The following is an 18014-nucleotide window of genomic DNA, read 5'->3' as shown; positions in this document are numbered from 1 at the left end:
ACCTCATGCGCGGCGCGCCGTGCCGGCGACGATCACGCCCGCGTCGGCCGCGCCCGGTTCGTACATCGCGTCGACCACCGCCGCACGGTGCATGAGCACCGCACGCTGGTTGATCGAGCCCTTGTCGGTGACTTCGCCGAGATCGAGCGAAGGCGGCGTATCGAGCACGCACAGCCGCGTGACGAACGTCGCGCTGCCGGTCGCATCGCGGTTCAGGCGCTCGAGCAGCGCCGCGAAGAACGCCCGCACCGCGGGCGCCTGCAGGACGGTGCGCACGTCGGCGTCCGGTGCCGCGCCGGCCAGGCGACGGCAATCGTCGACGCGCGGGAAGATCATCACGCCGACGTCGTCGCGATTCATCCCCGTGACGACCGCGTCCTGCACGTAAGGTGCGCCGTTCGATACGATCCGCGCGCGCATGGGCCCGACGCTCACGAAGGTGCCTGACGACAGCTTGAAATCCTCCGCGATACGCCCGTCGAACATCAGGCCGATCTCCGGCCGCGCGGGATCGACGAAACGCACCGCATCGCCGCTGCGGTAGTAGCCCTCCTCGTCGAATACCTCGCGCGCGTCGTCGCCGCTCGCGCGCCAGTAACCGGCCATCACGTTCGGCCCGCGAAAGCGCGCCTCGAGCTTGCCGTCGACCGGCACCAGCTTCGCGTCGCAGCCGGGCGCGGGCAGGCCGATGTAGCCGGCCCCCGACACCGGCCCGGTGGTGAACATGCACGATGGCGCGGCCTCGGTCATCCCGAGGCCCGCCATGATCCGGATGCGCTCGCCGCAGTGCGCGAGCGTCACGCGCTCAAGCCGGTCCCACGCGGCCTGCGACAGTCCGGCGCCCGCGAAGAAATACATCTTCACGCGCGAGAAGAAGGTTTCGCGCAGCGCGGCATCCGTTTCGAGCGCCGCGGCCAGTTCTTCCCAGCCCTTCGGCACGTTGAAATACACGGTGGGCGCGATCTCGCGCAGGTTGCGCAGCGTCTCGCCGAACTTGCCGGCGACCGGCTTGCCGTCGTCGATGTACAGCGTGCCGCCGTTGTACAGCGCGATGCCGACGTTATGGCTGCCGCCGAACGTGTGATTCCACGGCAGCCAGTCGACCAGCACCGGCGGCTCCAGGCCGAACTGCGGAAACGTCTCGAGCAGCATCTGCTGGTTGCTGCACAGCATCCGGTGCGTGGTCGGCACCGCCTTCGGCAGCCGTGTCGACCCAGACGTGAACAGGAATTTCGCGATCGTGTCGCCGGTGATCGCATCGTGCGCGGCATCGACGCTGCCCGGTGTCGTGTCGAGCAGCGACGCGAAACGCGTGACGCCGTCCATCCCGTCGGGTGCCGACACGACCACGCGCTCGACATCAGGCGGCACCGACGCATCGAGCGCGGCACGAAACGCCGCGCCGTCCGACGCGAAGACCAGCCCCGGCGTGAGCACGGCGAGCGCGTGGCGCAGCTTGCCGTAATCGCTCGACACGAGCGAATACGCGGGCGACAGCGGCGCATGCGGAATGCCGGCCCACATCGCGCCGAACGCGAGTTGCAGATGTTCGAGGTCGTTGCCCGACAGGATCGCGACGGGCCGCTCGGCCGACAGCCCGCGATCGAGCAGCGCCTGGCCGATCGCGCGGGCGCGCTCGAGCATCTGCGCATACGTGATGCCGATCCACGTACCGTCGGGCCCGCGCCGCGCGACCAGCCAGCGGTCCGGATGCGCGCGCGCGCCGCTCGCGAGACGGTCGGTCAGCCGGCGTGGGTACGCGCCGAGCGGGGTCGTCGCGCGCAAGGTCCAGCAGCCGTCGCGTTGCACGATCTCCGGCGGTGCCGTGCCGATCGCCACGGGGCGATAGCCGGCGGGAACGCGCTGGGCGGCAGCCGCGTCGCGCAGTTGGGTCGGATCCGCATCCAAGTTCTGTCTCCGGTCGGTTCCGCCCCGCGCGCGTGCGCGCGCCGGGCGGAGACTTCATTGTGTCGTTGTCTTATCTGGGGCGCCGCGGCGCCCGGGACGGCTCAGATCGGGTAGTGACGCGGCGCGGTCTGGACCGTGATCCAGCGCAGGTCGGTAAACTCGGCGATCGACGCCTTGCTGCCGAACCGGCCGTAGCCGCTTGCCTTCACGCCGCCGAACGGCATCTGCGCCTCGTCGTGCACCGTCGGGCCGTTGATGTGGCAGATGCCCGATTCGATCTGCTTCGCGACCTGCATCGCACGCGCGATATCGCGGCTGAACACCGCCGCCGACAGCCCGTACTCGCTGTCGTTCGCGGCCGCGAGCGCGGCGGCGTCGCCGTCGACGCGCTGCACGGTCACCACCGGCCCGAACGATTCGTCCGCATACAGCTGCATGTCGCGCGTGACACCGTCGACGATCGTCGGCTGCATCACCGCGCCGTCGACTTCACAGCCGAGCGGCAGCGCGGCGCCGTGCGCGCGCGCGTCGTCCACCATCGCCGCGATCCGCTGCGCGGCGGCCGCGCTTTCGAGCGTGCCCAGCACGACGCCCGGCGCGGCCGGGTTGCCGGCCTTCAGCGTGCGCGCCTTCGCGACGAGCCGTTCGACGAACGCATCGGCGACCTTGCGATCGACGATCACGCGCTCGGTCGACATGCAGATCTGCCCCTGGTTGAAGAACGCGCCGAATGCGACCGCCTCGACCGCCGCGTCGAGATCGGCGTCGTCGAGCACGAGCACCGGCGCCTTGCCGCCGAGTTCAAGCAGCGCCGGCTTCAGGTGCTGCGCGGCGAGCGTCGCGACGATGCGGCCGACGCGTGTCGAACCGGTGAAGTTCACGCGGCGCACCGCCGGGTTCGCGATCAGCCGCTCGACGATCGCCGGCGCGTCCTGCGGCGCATGCGTGATCACGTTGACCACGCCGTCGCCGAGCCCTGCGTCGTGCAGCACGCTGCCGATCAGCCGGTGCACGCCCGGACAACCCTCGGACGCCTTCAGCACCACCGTGTTGCCGCATGCGAGCGGCATCGCGAGCGCACGGGTCGCGAGAATCACCGGCGCATTCCACGGCGCGATCCCGAGCACGACACCGCACGGCTGGCGCACGGCCATCGCGAGGCTGCCGGGCACGTCCGACGGGATCACCGCGCCGTCGATCTGCGTGGTCATCGCGGCCGCCTCGCGCAGCATGTTCGCCGCGAGCATCACGTTGAAGCCGTACCAGTTCGCCATCGCACCGGTTTCCGCGCGGCCAGTTTCGATGAATTCGCCCGCGCGCGCGTCCATCCGGTCGGCCGCCGCGAGGAGCCGCCGACGGCGCTCGGTCGGCGCGAGCGCGGCCCACGCGGGGAATGCGCGCGCCGCTGCCGCGACCGCGGCGTCCGCATCGGCAAGCGTCGCCGCGGCGGCGCGCGACGCCACCCGTCCCGTCGCCGGATCGATCCGGTCGAAGGTCCCGCCGTCCGACGCGCCGCGCGACACGCCGTCGATCAACAAACTCACTTCGTGCATTTCCGTGTCTCCACTCGGATCCGGTTGCGTGCGGCGGCGCGCGTCAGCGCTTGTACGCCTGCAGGCCCGGCTTGATGCTCTTGTCGTCGAGGAACTGCTTGAGGCCCTGCTCGCGCCCGCCTTCCGGATCGCGGTAGTTCGCCTGGTCGAGCTTCGCGTACAGGTAGTCCTCGTTCTGTTCCCAGGTCAGCTCGCGGCAACGCTTGAAGCCGTGCTTCGCGTTACGGATCACGACCGGGTTCTTGTCGAGCAGCTTCGCGGCCAGCGCACGCACTTCGTCGCGCAGCTGCGCGCGCGGCACGCTCTTGTTGACGAGCCCCATCTGCGCGGCCTGCGGGCCGGTGAAGGTGTCGCCGGTCATGATGTAGTAAAGCGCCTGGCGATGGCCCACGGTGTCGGCCATCGCCTTGCTGACGAGGTTGCCCGGCGGGATGCCCCAGTTGATTTCCGACAGGCCGAACACCGCTTCGTCGGCCGCGATCGCGAGGTCGCACGCGACGAGCGGCGAGAAGCCGCCGCCGAAGCACCAGCCGTTGACCATCGCGATCGTCGGCTTCGCATACATGCGCAGCAATTGCCACTGCCAGCGGCTCGCGTCGCGGCGAATCTTTTCCTGCAGGATTTCCGGGCCCGCGTCGACTTCGCGGAAATATTCCTTCAGGTCCATCCCGGCCGTCCAGGCGTCGCCCTCGCCGGTCAGCACGAGCACCTGCGCCTCGGCATCGAGTTCGATCGCCTCCAGCACGTCGATCATCTCCGCGTTCAGCGTCGGGCTCATCGCGTTGCGCTTGTCCGGACGGTTCAGCGTCACCCATGCGATCCCGCCCTCGACCTCGACCTTCACCGTTTTCCAGCGCCCTTCGTAACCCATTTTCGTTCTCCAATGACGATGCCGCCCTGTGCGACTCGCGACCAATTTACTATCAGGTAACCTGATATGTAAAGTAGAATGGAAGCGGCTCCGGACAAACCCCTAAACGGGCCCGGACAGCCGATTTCGCGCCGTGCCGGCCGACGCATCACGACATGAGGAGACACCCTTGGACATCGACAACCTGATCGCCATCGACACGCACGTGCACGCGGAAGTGTCGTGCTGCCAGCCGCCGGACCTGTTCGCGAAGGCATTCGACGACGCGGCCGACAAGTACTTCGGCACCGTGCTGAAGCAGGGCCGTCGGCCGACCATTCCGGAGACGATCGCGCATTACCGCGAGCGCCGGATCGGCTTCGTGATGTTCACCGTCGACTGCGAGACGAACATCGGCCGGCGGCGCATTCCGAACGAGGAAATCGCGCAGTTCGCGCAGGACAACGCCGACGTGATGATCGCGTTCGCGAGCATCGATCCGCACAAGGGCCGCTTCGGCGCGCGCGAGGCGCGCCGCCTGATCGACGAGCACGGCGTGAAGGGCTTCAAGTTCCATCCGACGATGCAGGGATGCTTCCCGAACGACAGGCTCGCCTATCCGATCTACGAGGTGATCGCGGAATACGGGTTGCCGGCCGTCTTCCACAGCGGGCATTCGGGGATGGGATCGGGGATGCGCGGCGGCGGCGGGCTTCGTCTGAAGTACTCCGAACCGATTCACCTCGACGACGTCGCGGCCGACTTCCCGGACATGAAGATCGTGATCGCGCACCCTTCATGGCCGTGGCAGGAGCAGGCGCTGTCGATCGCGCTGCACAAGCCGAACGTCTACATCGACCTGTCGGGATGGTCGCCGAAGTACTTCTCGCCCGAGCTGGTGAAATACGCGAACACGCTGCTCAGGCACAAGGTGCTGTTCGCGTCCGATTTTCCGCTGATCCGGCCGGACCGCTGGCTCGAGGATTTTCAGGGTGCCGGGTTCCGGCCCGACGTGCATTCGCTGATTCTGAAAGACAACGCGGTCGCGTTGCTGGGGCTGCAGGCCGCGCAGCAGTCGTGACCCGTCCGGCCATGACGGCGCCGGCAGCGCGCGGCGGCGCGACCGGCCGCGCCGCTGCGCGCACCAGCCGTACTCAGTTCGCGGGCTTGCCCGCAAACCGCGCGGTCGGCAGCCCCGCGTGGCGCGTGCGGGCGACGAACACGCCGCCGGCGTCGGCATCGCTCGCCAGCGCGTCGTCGCTCAGCCCGACGCGCGCGCTCGTCACGTACAGCCGGCCTTCGCCGTCGAGCGCCACGCAACTCGGTTGCGCGGTCGGCACTTCGACGCGTTCCGTTTCAACGCCGTCCGGCCCGTAGCGCACCACCCGCCGGCCGCCCCACTGCGCGTTCCACAGGCCACCGTCGCGATCGACCGTCGAGCCGTCCGGATCGCCGTCCGCATCGGTCAGCCGCGCGAACGATCGCACGTTCGCGACATCGCCGCCCGCGCGGTAATCGCACACGAAAATCTCGCGCACCAGCGAATCGCAGAAATACATCTTTGACCCATCCGGCGAGAACGCGATGCTGTTCGCGATCGCGGCCGGCGGCAACGCGAGCCGCTCGAGCGTGAGATCCGGATTGAGCCGATGGAACCCGCCGACCGCTTGCGGCGGCTCGCTGCCTTCGTCCTTCATCCCGAACACGAATGCGCCGGCCCCATCGCAGCGCCCGTCGTTCAGCCGCGTCGGCAGATCGGGTTCGACGTCGACGATCCGCGTGAACGCACCGCTGCGCACGTCGAAGAACGCGAGATGCGTCGCGAGCCCGACGAGCAGCACGTCCGGATCCTGCGTCAGCGCGAAACACGCGAGCCGTTCCGGCATCGGCCACTGCGCGAGGCCCGAGCCGTCCGCGCGGCAGCGCCACAGCCGCGCCCCTTCGATGTCCGTCCAGTACAGCGCGTGCGTCGCATCGCACCACGTCGCGCCTTCGCCGAGCGTGTTGCGGCTGTCCACGAGCAGCGCCGCCGCGCCCGGATGAATCTGTTGCATGCCGTCTCCCGATGTCTGTCGCCTTCGCAGGCGGCCGCGCGTTCGTCAGGGTCAGATCTTCATCGCGCGCCGCTGGTTGCGACGATACTGGTCGAACAGCACCGCGAGCAACAGAATTCCGCCGCGTATCAGATATTGGTAAAACGTCGGCACGTTCAGGAGGCTCATCGCGTCCTGCACGGAGCCCATGATCAGCACGCCGACCAGCACGCCGGAGATCGTCGCGACGCCGCCCGTCAGCGACACGCCGCCGAGCACGCACGCGGAGATCACGCCGAGCTCGAGGCCGACCGAGGTCTTCGGATCGCCGAGGCTCATCCGCGACGCGAGCATCACGCCGGCGAAGCCGGTCACGAGCCCCTGCAGCACGAACACGGTGATCTTGATGCGCATCACCGGCAGCCCCGCGAGCAGCGCCGCCTCGCCGTTGCCGCCGACGGCCAGCACGTTCTTGCCGAACACCGTCTTGCGCAGCAGGAAGCCGAACACGACGAAGCCGACGATGTTGCTCCAGATCGGATACGAGATGCCGAGGAACGACCCGCCGCCGAGATCGAAGAAGCGCTCCTCGGAGATCATCACCGCGTCGCCGTTCGACGTGATGAACGCGAGCCCGCGCACGACTTCCATCATCGCGAGCGTGACGATCAGCGAGTTGATCCGCCAGCGCGCGATCAGCACGCCGTTGACGAGCCCGACCGCGCCGCCCGCGAGCACGCCGCCGGCGATGCCGAGCACGACGCTGTGCGTCGCGGTGATCAGCGTCGACGCGACGACGCCCGCGAACGCGACGATCGACGCGACCGACAGGTCGACCTCGCCGAGCGCGAGCACGAACATCATCGTCACCGCGATCGAGCCGATCAGCGTGACCGACAGCAGCAGGCCCTGGATGTTGCGCGGCGTGAGGAAGTCCGGCACCGTCAGCGACAGCGTCGCGAACAGCACGAGGAACACCATCACGATGCCGGAGCGGTTGATCAGTTGCCACACGCCGCCGCGCGCTCGCGCGGGCGCGGCCGTGGCCGCGGCATCGGGGGACGGGGAAGTGCGTTGGGGTTGCATTGCCTGGCTCATATCAGTTGCTTTCCGGTTGACTGCAGGCCGCTAGCGCGGCAGCGCGAGCTTGATCAGCGCGTCGGGCGTCGCCTGCGCCTTCGCGACCTCGCCCGCGATCCGTCCTTCCTTCATCACGATGATCCGGTCAGACACGCCGATCACCTCGGCGAGGTCGCTCGACACGAGGATCACCGTGCGGCCCGCTTCCGCGAGTTCGTAGAACAGGTTGTAGATTTCCGCGCGCGCGCCGACGTCGATGCCGCGCGTCGGCTCGTCCATCAGGAACACGTCGATGCGCTCGGCCAGCCAGCGCGCGAGCACGACCTTCTGCTGGTTGCCGCCCGACAGCGCGCCGATCGGCGTGTCGCCGTCGCGGGTCTTGATCGCGAGCCGCTCGATATAGCGCTGCGCGAGTTCACGCTCGCGCCGCCCGTCGAGCAGCATGCGCGCCGGGCTGAAATGCCGGCGCGCGCTGATGTTCAGGTTGTCGGCCACCGACGCGATCGCGACGATGCCTTCCTGCTTGCGGTCTTCCGGGCACAGCGCGAGGCCGGCGCGCACCGCGTCGCGCGGGCTCCCGAACGCGACCCGCCGCCCGTTCAGCTCCACGTGCCCCGCGCTCGGGCGCGCGGCGCCGTACAGCAGCTTCATCAGCTCCGAGCGGCCCGCGCCGACCAGCCCGAAGAAGCCGACGATCTCGCCGCGCCGCGCGGTGAACGACACGGGCTCGGCGAGCCCGGGCCCCGCCAGCCCCTTCGCCTCGATCAGCACGTCGCCGGGTGTGCGCGGCCGGTAGCCGTACACGTCCTCGATCGAGCGGCCGACCATGCAGCCGATCAGCCGGTCGCGGTCGAGATCGGCCACGGATTCGAACGTCTCGATGCGACGGCCGTCGCGGAACACGGTCACGCGGTCGCACAGTTCATACACTTCCTCCATCCGGTGCGTGACGTAGATGATCGCGCGGCCTTCCGCGCGCAGTGCACGGATGATCCGGAACAGTTGCGCGGTCTCGCGCGCGGACAGCGAGCTCGTCGGTTCGTCGAACGCGATCACGCGCGCGTCGCGCATCAGCGCCTTGCCGATCTCGATCATCTGGCGCTGGCCGATCGACAGATACTTCACCGGAATGCCCGGATCGATGTGCTCGCCGAGCCGCTCCAGCGCATCGAGCGCGCGCACGGCAAGCGCGCGTTCGTCGACCACGCCGAGCCGGCTCGGCAGTTGCCCGAGCATCAGGTTTTCCGCGACCGTCAGCTCGGGCACGAGATGCAGTTCCTGGTAGATGATCGCGATGCCGGCCTCCAGCGCCGCGCGCGTCGACGCGAAGTGCTGCACCGCGCCGTTCAGCGTCAGCGTGCCGGCCTGCGGCTGGTTCACGCCGGACAGCACCTTCAGCAGCGTCGACTTCCCCGCGCCGTTCTCGCCCATCAGCCCGTGCACTTCGCCCGCGCGCACCGACAGCGACACGGCGTCGAGCGCGCGCACGCCCGGGAACGTCACCGTGATGCCGTCGAGCGCGAGCAATGCCGCGTCCGGCCACGACGTGCCGGCTGCGGCGGCTGCGGCGGCCGTGGCTGTGTCCGTGTTGCCGGCAGATACGGTCGTCATCGTCTGCGTCGTCATCGCTTGCCCGCCCCGCACGCTCAGATGCCGAGTTCGGCGCGCACGGCCTGCCAGTTCGCGCGCGTCATCAGCTTGCCGCTCGTCTGCGTGTCGGCCGGCGGCGTCTTGCCGTTGCGAATCCAGTCGACGAGGTTCTGCGTGCTGTCCTTGCCGTGGTTCGTCGAGCTGACGGCGATCGTCCCGTAGAAGCCGGTCGGCTCCTTCTTCTGGAATTCGGCGAACGCCTCGCCGGCACCGTTGATGCCGACGCCGATCACGTCGGCGGCCGGAATATGCAGCTGTTCGGTCGCGCGCACCGCGCCGAGCACGGTTTCCTCGTTCAGCGCGTAGACCACCCACTTCTTGATGTTCGGATGCCGCGCGAGCACCGGCGCGGCCGCGCTGAAGCCGCCTTCGTCGTCGGTCGTCTTCTGCGGCGCATCGAAGATGTTCTCCTGGCGGAAGCCGTTCGCGAGCAGCGCCTGCGTCGCGCCGTCGGTGCGCAGCTTCGCGGTCGGCAGCTCGTAGTTCGTGATCCGCAGCGCGCCGACTTCCTCGGGCTTCCAGCCGCGTCGCTTCATCTCGTCGGAAATCGCCTGGCCGACCTGGTTGCCGATCTTGGTCGCCGACATCCCGAGGTGCGGCACGTTCGGCAGCGGCTTGCCGGTCGAATCGACGAGCTGGTCGTCGACGGTCACGAACTTCATGTTGTAGCGCTTCGCACGCGCGGCGATCGCCGGCCCGAGGCGCACGTCGGGCGCGCAGATCACGAAGCCCTGCGCGCCTTGCGAACCGAGGTTGTCGATCGCGGCCAGCACCTTCTCGCCGTCGGGCGTGCCGATCTTCACGACCGAGAAATTCTCCTTCTGGCCGAGCGCGGACGCCGCGTTCTGCTCGTTGATGAACCATGCCTGCTCGGGCATCTTCACCAGGAAGCCGATCTTCAGCGGCGCGTCGGCGCGCGCCGCGCCCTGCATGCCGAGCGGCGCGATGCACAGCGCGGCGAGCAGCGCACGCAGGGTGTGTCGGCGAATCGTGTGGGTCGTGCGGTTCATGCAGTGTCTCCTTGATGTCGGCTTGTGCCGTAATGATTCGTCATGCGCGATCGCGCGTCAGCGCGCCCGCGTAGTCAGCGTAGTGAGTGCAGTCAGCGTCCGAACGCGTCGGTCTGCACGCGCCGGCCGAACAGGAACGCATCGGCGACGAGCCGCAGCGGCCGCACGTCGACGTCGCTTTCACCCCGCGCGATCAGCGCATGGAAGTGCGCATACAGCGCCGGATACTCGCGCTCGGGCCCGATCTCGACCGGCTCGCCCGCGATCGACAGTTGCGCGCCGCCGCGGCTGATCGCGAGCACGCCGTCGGCCGTGTCGACCGCGATTTCCCATTGCTCGACCGGGCCGTGCCGCCAGTCGAATTCCGCGCGCACGGGCACGCCGTCGGTATCCGTGCAATCGAGCTCGGCGGCGATCGGCGTCTGCACGTCGCTCGGCACGATCAGCGTCGCCTCGCGCAGCACGAGCTCGCGCGGCAGGATCCGCGTGACGATCGACAGCGCGTTGATGCCCGGATCGAACACGCCGAGGCCGCCCGGTTCCCAGATCCATTGCTGCCCCGGGTGCCAGCGCCGCACGTCCTCCTTCCAGCGCACCTGCACCGCGCGGATCGTGCGGGTCGCGAGCCACGCGCGCGCGGGCTCCACCGCGCTCGCGCAGCGCGAATGCCATGTGGCGAACAACGTGAGCCCGCGCTCGCGCGCGAGCGCCTCCAGCACGGCCACTTCGCCGAGCGTCGCGCCCGGCGGCTTCTCGAGCATCACGTGCTTGCCGGCCTCGAGCGCGGCGCGCGCCTGCGCGTAGCGCACCTGCGGCGGCGCGCACAGCGACACGGCGTCGAGCTCGCGCTCGGCGGCCAGCAGCGCGCGCAGGTCGCGATAGTTGCGCACACCGGCGACTTCCGCATGGCGGCTCGCGCACGCGGTCAGCTTGAAGCCCGGTTCGGCGTCGATCGCCGGCAGATGCTGGTCGCGCGCGATCTTGCCGACGCCGACGATACCCAGCGAAACCTGATCACTCATCGTGCATGCCTCCTTCGCGAATCGTTCGGTGGTCGTTCAGTGCGCCCAGCGCAGCACGAGCGGATCGAGCCGGCGCGCGATCGCGAGCAGTTCCGCGCGCGTGTCCGGATGCAGTTCCGGCATCGGATGCCGTGGCCGCTCGCACGCGATCACGCCGCCTTCGCGCATCAGCGCTTTCGCGGTGAGGATCCCGGACTGGCGGTTCTCGTGATTGATCAGCGGCAGCCACGCCTGATAGCGCTCGAAAGCGTCGTCGTGGCGCCCCTCGCGCCAGGCTTCGAGAATCGGCCGGATACCGTCCGGAAACCCGCCGCCCGTCATCGCGCCGGTCGCGCCGGCATGCAGGTCGGCGAGCAGCGTGATCGCCTCCTCGCCGTCCCACGGCCCCTCGATCGCGTCGCCGCCGAGCCGGATCAGTTCGCGCAGCTTGTTCGCCGCCCCGGGTGTCTCGATCTTGAAGTACGCGACCTGCTCGATCTCGCGCCCCATCCGTGCGAGGAACGGGGCCGACAGCACCGTGCCGCTCGCGGGCGCATCCTGGATCATGATCGGGATGTCGATCGCGTCCGAAACGCGCGCAAAGAAGTCGAAGACCTGCGCTTCCGGCACGCGGAACGTCGCGCCGTGATAAGGCGGCATCGCCATCACCATCGCCGCGCCGAGCTGCTGCGCGCGCAGGCTGCGCGCCGCGCACACCTGCGTGCCGTAGTGCGACGTCGTGACGATCACCGGCACGCGGCCCGCGACGTGTTCGAGGATCGTGCGCGTGAGCACGTCGCGTTCGTCGTCGGTGATCGCGAACTGCTCGGAGAAATTCGCGAGGATGCACAGCCCGTCGGAACCCGCGTCGATCATGAAATCGACCGCGCGTTTCTGGCTCGCGAGGTCGAGCTCGCCGGTGTCGGTGAAGGTCGTCGGGACGACGGGGAAGATGCCGCGATAACGCGGCGTGCTGCTCGATGTCATGGTTCGCGTCCTGCTTCGGCGTCGGTGGTGACCGGCCGTCATGCGTTCACGGTTTCACGAAGCGGGCCCGGGCGGGCCCGCAACCGGCTGCGGCGCGCGTGTGTGGCACCTCTCGCGCCGCCTGCCGCTCAATGCGAATGGCTCGGCACGTCCGCGCCGCGCGTGCCGACCAGGAAGTCGAGGTCGCACCCCTCGTCGGCCTGCAGCACGTGATCGATGTACAGCCGGGCGTAGCCGCCCTTGCCGAGCTGCCCGGCCACGCCCGGCGCCGCGGTCGGATCGACGTCCGACAGGCGGCGCTGCAGTTCGTCATCCGGAATGTCGAGATGCAGCGTGCCGGCCTCGCAGTCGAGCTCGATCCAGTCGCCGTTGCGCACGGCCGCGAGCGGCCCGCCGGCGGCGGCCTCCGGCGCCACATGCAGCACGACCGTGCCGTACGCGGTGCCGCTCATCCGCGCGTCGGAAATCCGCACCATGTCCTTCACGCCCTGGCGCAGCAGCTTCGGCGGCAGCCCCATGTTGCCGACCTCGGCCATCCCCGGATAACCGCGCGGCCCGCAGTTCTTCAGCACGAGCACCGAGCTGGCGTCGACGTCGAGCGCCTCGTCGTTGATCGTCGCCTTGTAGTGGTCGAGGTTCTCGAACACCACCGCGCGGCCGCGATGCTTCAGCAGCTCGGGGCTCGCCGCCGACGGCTTCAGCACCGCGCCGCGCGGCGCGAGGTTGCCGCGCAGGATGCAGATGCCGCCGTCCGCGATCAGCGGCCGGTCGAGCGGGCGAATCACTTCGTCGTCGTAGTTCGGCGCTTCGCGCACGTTGTCCCACAGCGACTTGCCGTTCACCGTCAGTGCGTCCGGGTGCGGCAGCAGCCCGCCTTCGCCGAGCCGACGCAGCACGGCCGGCAGCCCGCCCGCGTAATAGAACTCTTCCATCAGGAAGCGCCCCGACGGCATCAGGTCGACGATCGTCGGCGTGTCGCGGCCGATGCGCATCCAGTCCTCCAGTTCGAGCGGCACGCCGATGCGTCCGGCGATCGCCTTCAGGTGGATCACCGCATTCGTCGAGCCGCCGATCGCCGCATTCGCGCGGATCGCGTTCTCGAACGCCGCGCGCGTGAGGACCTTCGACAGCACGAGCCCTTCGAGCGCCATCTCGACGATGCGGATGCCGGACATGTGCGCAAGCACGTAGCGGCGCGAATCGACGGCCGGAATCGCCGCGTTGTGCGGCAGCGCGACGCCGAGCGCCTCGGCCATGCACGCCATCGTCGACGCGGTGCCCATCGTGTTGCAGGTGCCGGCCGAGCGCGACATGCCGGCTTCGGCCGACAGGAAATGATGCAGGTCGATCTCGCCGGCCTTCAGTGATTCATGCAGCTGCCACACGGCCGTGCCGGAGCCGATGTTCCTGCCTTCGAGCTTGCCGTTCAGCATCGGCCCGCCCGATACGACGATCGCCGGCACGTCGCAGCTCGCCGCGCCCATCAGCAGCGCGGGCGTCGTCTTGTCGCAGCCGGCGAGCAGCACGACCGCGTCGATCGGATTGCCGCGGATCGCTTCCTCGACGTCCATCGACGCGAGGTTGCGCGTGAGCATCGCCGACGGGCGCAGGTTCGATTCGCCGTTCGAGAACACCGGGAACTCGACCGGGAAGCCGCCCGCTTCGAAGATCCCGCGCTTCACGTGCTCGGCGAGCTTGCGGAAGTGCGCGTTGCACGGCGTCAGTTCGGACCACGTGTTGCAGATGCCGATGATCGGACGGCCATCGAACTCGTGATCGGGAATGCCCTGATTCTTCATCCAGCTCCGGTACATGAAGCCGTTCTTGTCGTTCGTGCCGAACCATTGGGCGGAGCGCAGCCTGGGTTTTGTTGCCGACATCGTCAGTCCTGTGGTGACGGGATACCGGCGCAGTCTAGGCAGAATTTTGATAACTGGCTAATGACGTTTTTGGCGATTACGATATCGATTCCGATATCGATATAAACCCGTACGATGCCCGAAGCCAGCCCGTGGGGAAACCGTGGCCGCCTGAAGACGCGCCAGCTTCTGCTGGTCGTCGCGCTTGCCGACGAAGGCAGCATCCACCGCGCGGCGGCCGCGCTGAACATGACGCAGCCGGCCGCGTCGAAGCTGCTGCGCGAACTCGAGGAATCGATCGGCGCGGTGCTGTTCGAACGCCTGCCGCGCGGGATGCGGCCGACGCTGTACGGCGATGCGCTGATCCGTCACGCGCGCGCGGCGCTCGGCAGCCTCGACCAGGCGCACGAGGAACTGGCCGCGCTGAAGGCCGGCCATCTCGGCCACGTGGCGGTGGGCGCGATCACGTCGCCGGGCTTGCGGCTCGTGCCGCCGGCGGTGGCCGCGGTGAAGGGCACGCATGCGGGCCTGCACGTATCGGTCGAGATCGACACCAGCAACGTGCTGCTCGAGCATCTCGCGCAGGACAAGATCGACATCGTGGTCGGCCGGCTTTCCGCCGAACACGACAAGCTGCGGCTGCGCTACGAGCCGCTGACCGGCGAGTCGGTGGCGGCCGTCGTGCGGACCGGCCATCCGCTGCTCGCGCAGGCGCCGCTGGCGCTCGCGGACGTGCAGCGCGCCGCGTGGGTCGTGCCGCCGGCCGGCAGCGTGCTGCGCCATCGCTTCGAGCTCGTGTTCCAGCGCGCGAGCCTCGCGCCGCCGGCGAACCTCGTCGAGACGTCCGCGCTGCTGTTCATCACGCAGCTGCTCGAACAGAGCGACATGATCGCGGTGCTGGCCGAGGACGTCGCGCGCTACTACGCGCGGCACGGGATCGTCACGATGCTGCCGCTGGAGATGGATTGCCGGATGGACGATTTCGGGATCATCACGCGCACCGACCGGCTGCATTCGCCGGCCGTCGCGGTGATGGCCGATGCGATTCGCGCGGCGGCGCGGGGGGTTTATGGGGTCGTGCCGTGAGGTAGCGGCGGTAGGGTAGGGTTCCGCCGCCGGACGTGGAGAGCAAGGTCGTCGTTCGGGGCTCTCCGACGACAGTACCCGTTCTATGCGATCGAAGTCGTCAGCTCTCGCGCTTCGCCGCCGCCCTCTTCAACGACGGCGGGCCGGGTGCCGTATTGCGCTCGCTTCATCAGAACTGTGCCGTGACCTGAAAACCCACCGTTACGCGTGCCGTTGGGAATCCGGATGGCTTGTAGATCGGCGTGCCGGCAAACAGGTCGTAACCGTAGGCGCCCAATCGAGTCGCGACGCTGCCCTTTATGCCGATCACGGCGCCTGCCAGTTGCGTGCCGACCAGCGCGACCGGCTGCGGGCCCCACACTCGACCGTAGTCGAGGCCCGCGTAGACCGCCATACCCGTCTGCCCAATCGGCGCCTGAAGCTCGTTACGCCAGTAGAAACCGCGCGAAGCCGCCAGCATCGTCTCCCCGTCAAAGCCGCGCACCGTATAGCGGCTACCGATCGTCAGGTCGTCGATGTAGTAGAGCGTGTTGCCCGTGTACTGGCCGTGGAACGTCGTCACGTAGCGAAACGGTTGCTGCGCGAGCGCGAACGGTACCGACAGGTTCGCGTCGAGCACGGCCATCCTGTAGCGGTAGGTCGGGCCGCCGTCGGCCGCAAGCATGTCCTCCTGCGCGCCGAATGCTCCGATGCCCTGCCGGTACGCGAGCGTGCCGTCGAATTGCGCGTTGCCGAAGTAGTGCCGATCGGTCAAGCCGAACTCGACGAACGTATTGTTGCGGCGCTGCTGCGGGATCTCGGTGTCCTCGATGAAGCTCTGGCCGAAGCGGCGCGACAGCCGGAACTGCGCACCGAACACGTCGTTCTGGCTGCGCGACAGCACGCGGTTCAGCTTGAGGTCGACCGTCTTCGAATTGCCGCTTGCGATGAACGTCTGGTTCACGCCGGCGATCTGCTGGTAGTACGTGCTCGTATATGCGGAGAGCGTTGCGGTCCAGTAGCCCCACGGGATCGAGTAGAAGCCGTTCCAGCCGTGCGAGCCGAGCCGCTTGTCGCCGAACTCGAGATCCTGGCTCACGCCGACGTTGAAGATGTCGTTCAGGCCGAGCGGGTTGTCGATGCCGAGCGACAGGTTGCCCTGCAGGCGGCCGGTCGCCCGCGTGCCCGAGTTGTCGATCGACGCGACGACGGTCCACGGCTTGGCGCGCTTCACGTCGAGCACGACGTCGCTTTCGCCGGGCACGTCGGCCGGGACGATCTGCATCGACACGTCCTGGCTCGACACGCGCTTCATCTGCTCCAAACCTTGCTCAAGGTCGCGCAGGTTGAGCAGTTCGCCGTCGCCGGTCGGGAAGGCGGTCTTCCAGGTGCCGCGCAGCTTCTCGCCGGCAAAACGTACATGGCGGATTACGCCGGGGATTAGCGAAAATTTGAGGGCGCCGGTCGACAGATCCTGTTCGGGCAGCAGCACGCGCGTCGTGACGTACCCGCGTGCCAGAATGGCTTGCGACAGACCCTTGACGAGCATGTCGAGTCCCTGTTTGCCTATACACTGCCCAGTGTAGTGCTCGAGCCATTCGCGCGCGAAGGCGAAGCGATCCATCGGCAACGTCGACGCGCCTTGCAACTTCAGGGAAGCGGGTAGCCCATCGGGTACGTCGAGTGCGAAGCGGTCAATGCGAAAGCAGGGCGTTTCGGACGGCAGCGTGGGATACCCAGCGCTTGCCGCCACGTTCGATCGTACCCCGGGCGCGGTGACGGCCCGTTCGCGCTCACGTGCCTCTTCCTGCTGTCGGGTTTGCTGGTCGTTGCCCGGAATGATCAGGCGCGGCGCTTCCTGCGCCGACGCGGCCATTGGAATCAACCATGCGGCCGACAGCAGCACGACCGGGGTACGGATTGTCATAGAGGTGGTGTTGTTCGTTCGATTTTATGGTTTGGGTGCTAAATGCCCCGGAATCCAAACCCATTCGGTACCGCTCCATTTCCAGAAGCCCATCACCCAGATCGTGCTCGACCACGACGGCAACACAGGCTCCATTTCCGGTTTCGGCGGAGGACGCGGCGGTGCATCAGGTGGCACGGTCTCGCATGCAGCGAGAAGCGTCGACATGACAAACGCTAGGGCTACGGGCCATTTGGATTTCTTCATCGTTGCCTCAAAGCGAGTGCGATGTGCGCCGATCACGTCTTAAACCACCGGGAAACGCGGCCAATCAGTCCCTGCGGAGGCGGCACCCACCCCGGCTTCAGAAAGTCGTAGACGTCATCGTAGTGATCGAGTGGCTTGACTGGCATCAACTCCATTGGCACCAGCGGATGGTCGATTTCAATTTGGATGCCACGTCGCCAGCAAATTTTTGTCTCAAGCGTCCCAAGGTATGAGATGAAGTTCTCCAAATCCGGCCAAACGCATTTGACGTTTGCGTGCCGCTTTTCGATCAACGCCCTTAACCCTGCGGCATCGCGAGCTAGAAGCAATGAGAAAAAATACTCACCATTTGAAATGGCCTGCCGATCAGCTTTGGTTCCATTTTTTTTCACCTCCTCGATACGCGCCCCCAACTCCTGATCCTTACCCAAGATCGCGAGCTGGAATCTGTATTGAAACGCTGCCGCCGATTTTGGATCATTTCTTCCATTCAACAGCGTCGACGTTTCCATACGTGCCGCTGCCTCAATAACACTTTCGTTATCAGACAAGATCGCACAGAGCATCTCAAGTCCTGTGGTGAAACTAGCACCTCCATCCAAATCGCAACTCGCTATGGATAACTTTGACGATAGATAAAAATTTTGCTTGCTCGCAGCGATATTTCTATCGGAAAAATAATCAAAAACCGCCTGTGCTCGCGCACGACTTGCCAATGCATTGTAAACAATGCCAAGGCGAACTTTATTTCGTCGATATATCGCATCATGAACAAGCTCGGGAATTCCATTTCTCTCAATTTGAACAAAATTCGCCAATTTATCCAATGCCGTTCGATTTGTCAT

The 18014-nt window shown here is 67.4% G+C and carries 15 protein-coding genes; 2 read left to right on the top strand and 13 right to left on the bottom strand.

Annotation, left to right across the window (positions count from 1 at the left end; genetic code table 11):
* Window positions 1-3: 3 nt before the first annotated feature.
* The 3 genes from FOZ70_RS07700 to FOZ70_RS07690 form a co-directional block, all read right to left on the bottom strand.
* The gene (locus FOZ70_RS07700) at window positions 4-1908 is read right to left on the bottom strand and encodes a feruloyl-CoA synthase (protein WP_059487684.1); all 1905 of its coding nucleotides are present in this window, start codon (window positions 1906-1908) and stop codon (window positions 4-6) included.
* A gap of 101 nt (window positions 1909-2009) precedes the next feature.
* Window positions 2010-3461, bottom strand: a complete 1452-nt coding sequence (locus tag FOZ70_RS07695; protein ID WP_059487686.1) for an aldehyde dehydrogenase — start codon at window positions 3459-3461, stop codon at window positions 2010-2012.
* Between the two features lie 43 nt (window positions 3462-3504).
* The gene (locus FOZ70_RS07690; RefSeq protein WP_021163522.1) at window positions 3505-4332 is read right to left on the bottom strand and encodes a p-hydroxycinnamoyl CoA hydratase/lyase; all 828 of its coding nucleotides are present in this window, start codon (window positions 4330-4332) and stop codon (window positions 3505-3507) included.
* Window positions 4333-4501: 169 nt separating this feature from the next.
* Between FOZ70_RS07690 and FOZ70_RS07685 the strand changes: the two genes are divergently transcribed.
* Window positions 4502-5392 (top strand): amidohydrolase family protein, encoded by an 891-nt coding sequence (locus FOZ70_RS07685; RefSeq protein ID WP_059676673.1) that lies wholly within the window; start codon window positions 4502-4504, stop codon window positions 5390-5392.
* A gap of 73 nt (window positions 5393-5465) precedes the next feature.
* Here the strand turns inward: FOZ70_RS07685 and FOZ70_RS07680 are convergent, their stop codons facing one another.
* The 7 genes from FOZ70_RS07680 to FOZ70_RS07650 form a co-directional block, all read right to left on the bottom strand.
* Window positions 5466-6365: an SMP-30/gluconolactonase/LRE family protein gene (locus tag FOZ70_RS07680; protein ID WP_059708745.1), complete on the bottom strand. Its 900-nt coding sequence runs from the start codon at window positions 6363-6365 to the stop codon at window positions 5466-5468.
* Between the two features lie 51 nt (window positions 6366-6416).
* On the bottom strand, window positions 6417-7442 hold the full coding sequence (gene araH / locus FOZ70_RS07675; protein WP_048023720.1) for an L-arabinose ABC transporter permease AraH: 1026 nt from the start codon (window positions 7440-7442) through the stop codon (window positions 6417-6419).
* Window positions 7443-7472: 30 nt separating this feature from the next.
* Window positions 7473-9050: an L-arabinose ABC transporter ATP-binding protein AraG gene (gene araG, locus FOZ70_RS07670; protein ID WP_219705398.1), complete on the bottom strand. Its 1578-nt coding sequence runs from the start codon at window positions 9048-9050 to the stop codon at window positions 7473-7475.
* A gap of 20 nt (window positions 9051-9070) precedes the next feature.
* Window positions 9071-10084: an arabinose ABC transporter substrate-binding protein gene (locus tag FOZ70_RS07665; protein WP_048023717.1), complete on the bottom strand. Its 1014-nt coding sequence runs from the start codon at window positions 10082-10084 to the stop codon at window positions 9071-9073.
* A gap of 92 nt (window positions 10085-10176) precedes the next feature.
* A complete protein-coding gene (locus tag FOZ70_RS07660) occupies window positions 10177-11106 on the bottom strand; it encodes a Gfo/Idh/MocA family oxidoreductase (protein WP_021163528.1) in 930 nt (309 codons plus the stop codon).
* Between the two features lie 36 nt (window positions 11107-11142).
* Window positions 11143-12072 (bottom strand): dihydrodipicolinate synthase family protein, encoded by a 930-nt coding sequence (locus FOZ70_RS07655; RefSeq protein ID WP_219705395.1) that lies wholly within the window; start codon window positions 12070-12072, stop codon window positions 11143-11145.
* 128 nt (window positions 12073-12200) lie between these two features.
* Complete coding sequence (locus tag FOZ70_RS07650) at window positions 12201-13952, bottom strand: IlvD/Edd family dehydratase (protein WP_027790240.1); 1752 nt, start codon at window positions 13950-13952, stop codon at window positions 12201-12203.
* Window positions 13953-14066: 114 nt separating this feature from the next.
* Here FOZ70_RS07650 and FOZ70_RS07645 point away from each other — a divergent pair, with 114 nt between their 5' ends.
* On the top strand, window positions 14067-15017 hold the full coding sequence (locus FOZ70_RS07645) for a LysR substrate-binding domain-containing protein (RefSeq protein WP_059487691.1): 951 nt from the start codon (window positions 14067-14069) through the stop codon (window positions 15015-15017).
* Between the two features lie 169 nt (window positions 15018-15186).
* On the opposite strand, the gene FOZ70_RS07640 is transcribed toward FOZ70_RS07645, so the two are convergent.
* From FOZ70_RS07640 to bcpI, 3 genes are all read right to left on the bottom strand, one after another.
* The gene (locus FOZ70_RS07640; protein WP_219705392.1) at window positions 15187-16923 is read right to left on the bottom strand and encodes a ShlB/FhaC/HecB family hemolysin secretion/activation protein; all 1737 of its coding nucleotides are present in this window, start codon (window positions 16921-16923) and stop codon (window positions 15187-15189) included.
* Window positions 16924-16947: 24 nt separating this feature from the next.
* Window positions 16948-17130 carry a CDI system lipoprotein BcpO gene (bcpO, locus tag FOZ70_RS07635; protein WP_226159916.1) on the bottom strand — a complete coding sequence of 61 codons (183 nt, stop codon included), beginning with the start codon at window positions 17128-17130 and terminating at the stop codon, window positions 16948-16950.
* A 71-nt stretch (window positions 17131-17201) separates the two neighbouring features.
* On the bottom strand, window positions 17202-18014 hold the full coding sequence (bcpI, locus tag FOZ70_RS07630; protein WP_175892972.1) for a contact-dependent inhibition immunity protein BcpI: 813 nt from the start codon (window positions 18012-18014) through the stop codon (window positions 17202-17204).

The organism is Burkholderia sp. COPS (genome assembly GCF_019425585.1).
Classification (GTDB): Bacteria; Pseudomonadota; Gammaproteobacteria; order Burkholderiales; family Burkholderiaceae; genus Burkholderia; species Burkholderia cepacia.
This window is presented reverse-complemented; position numbering and strand designations above follow the sequence as displayed.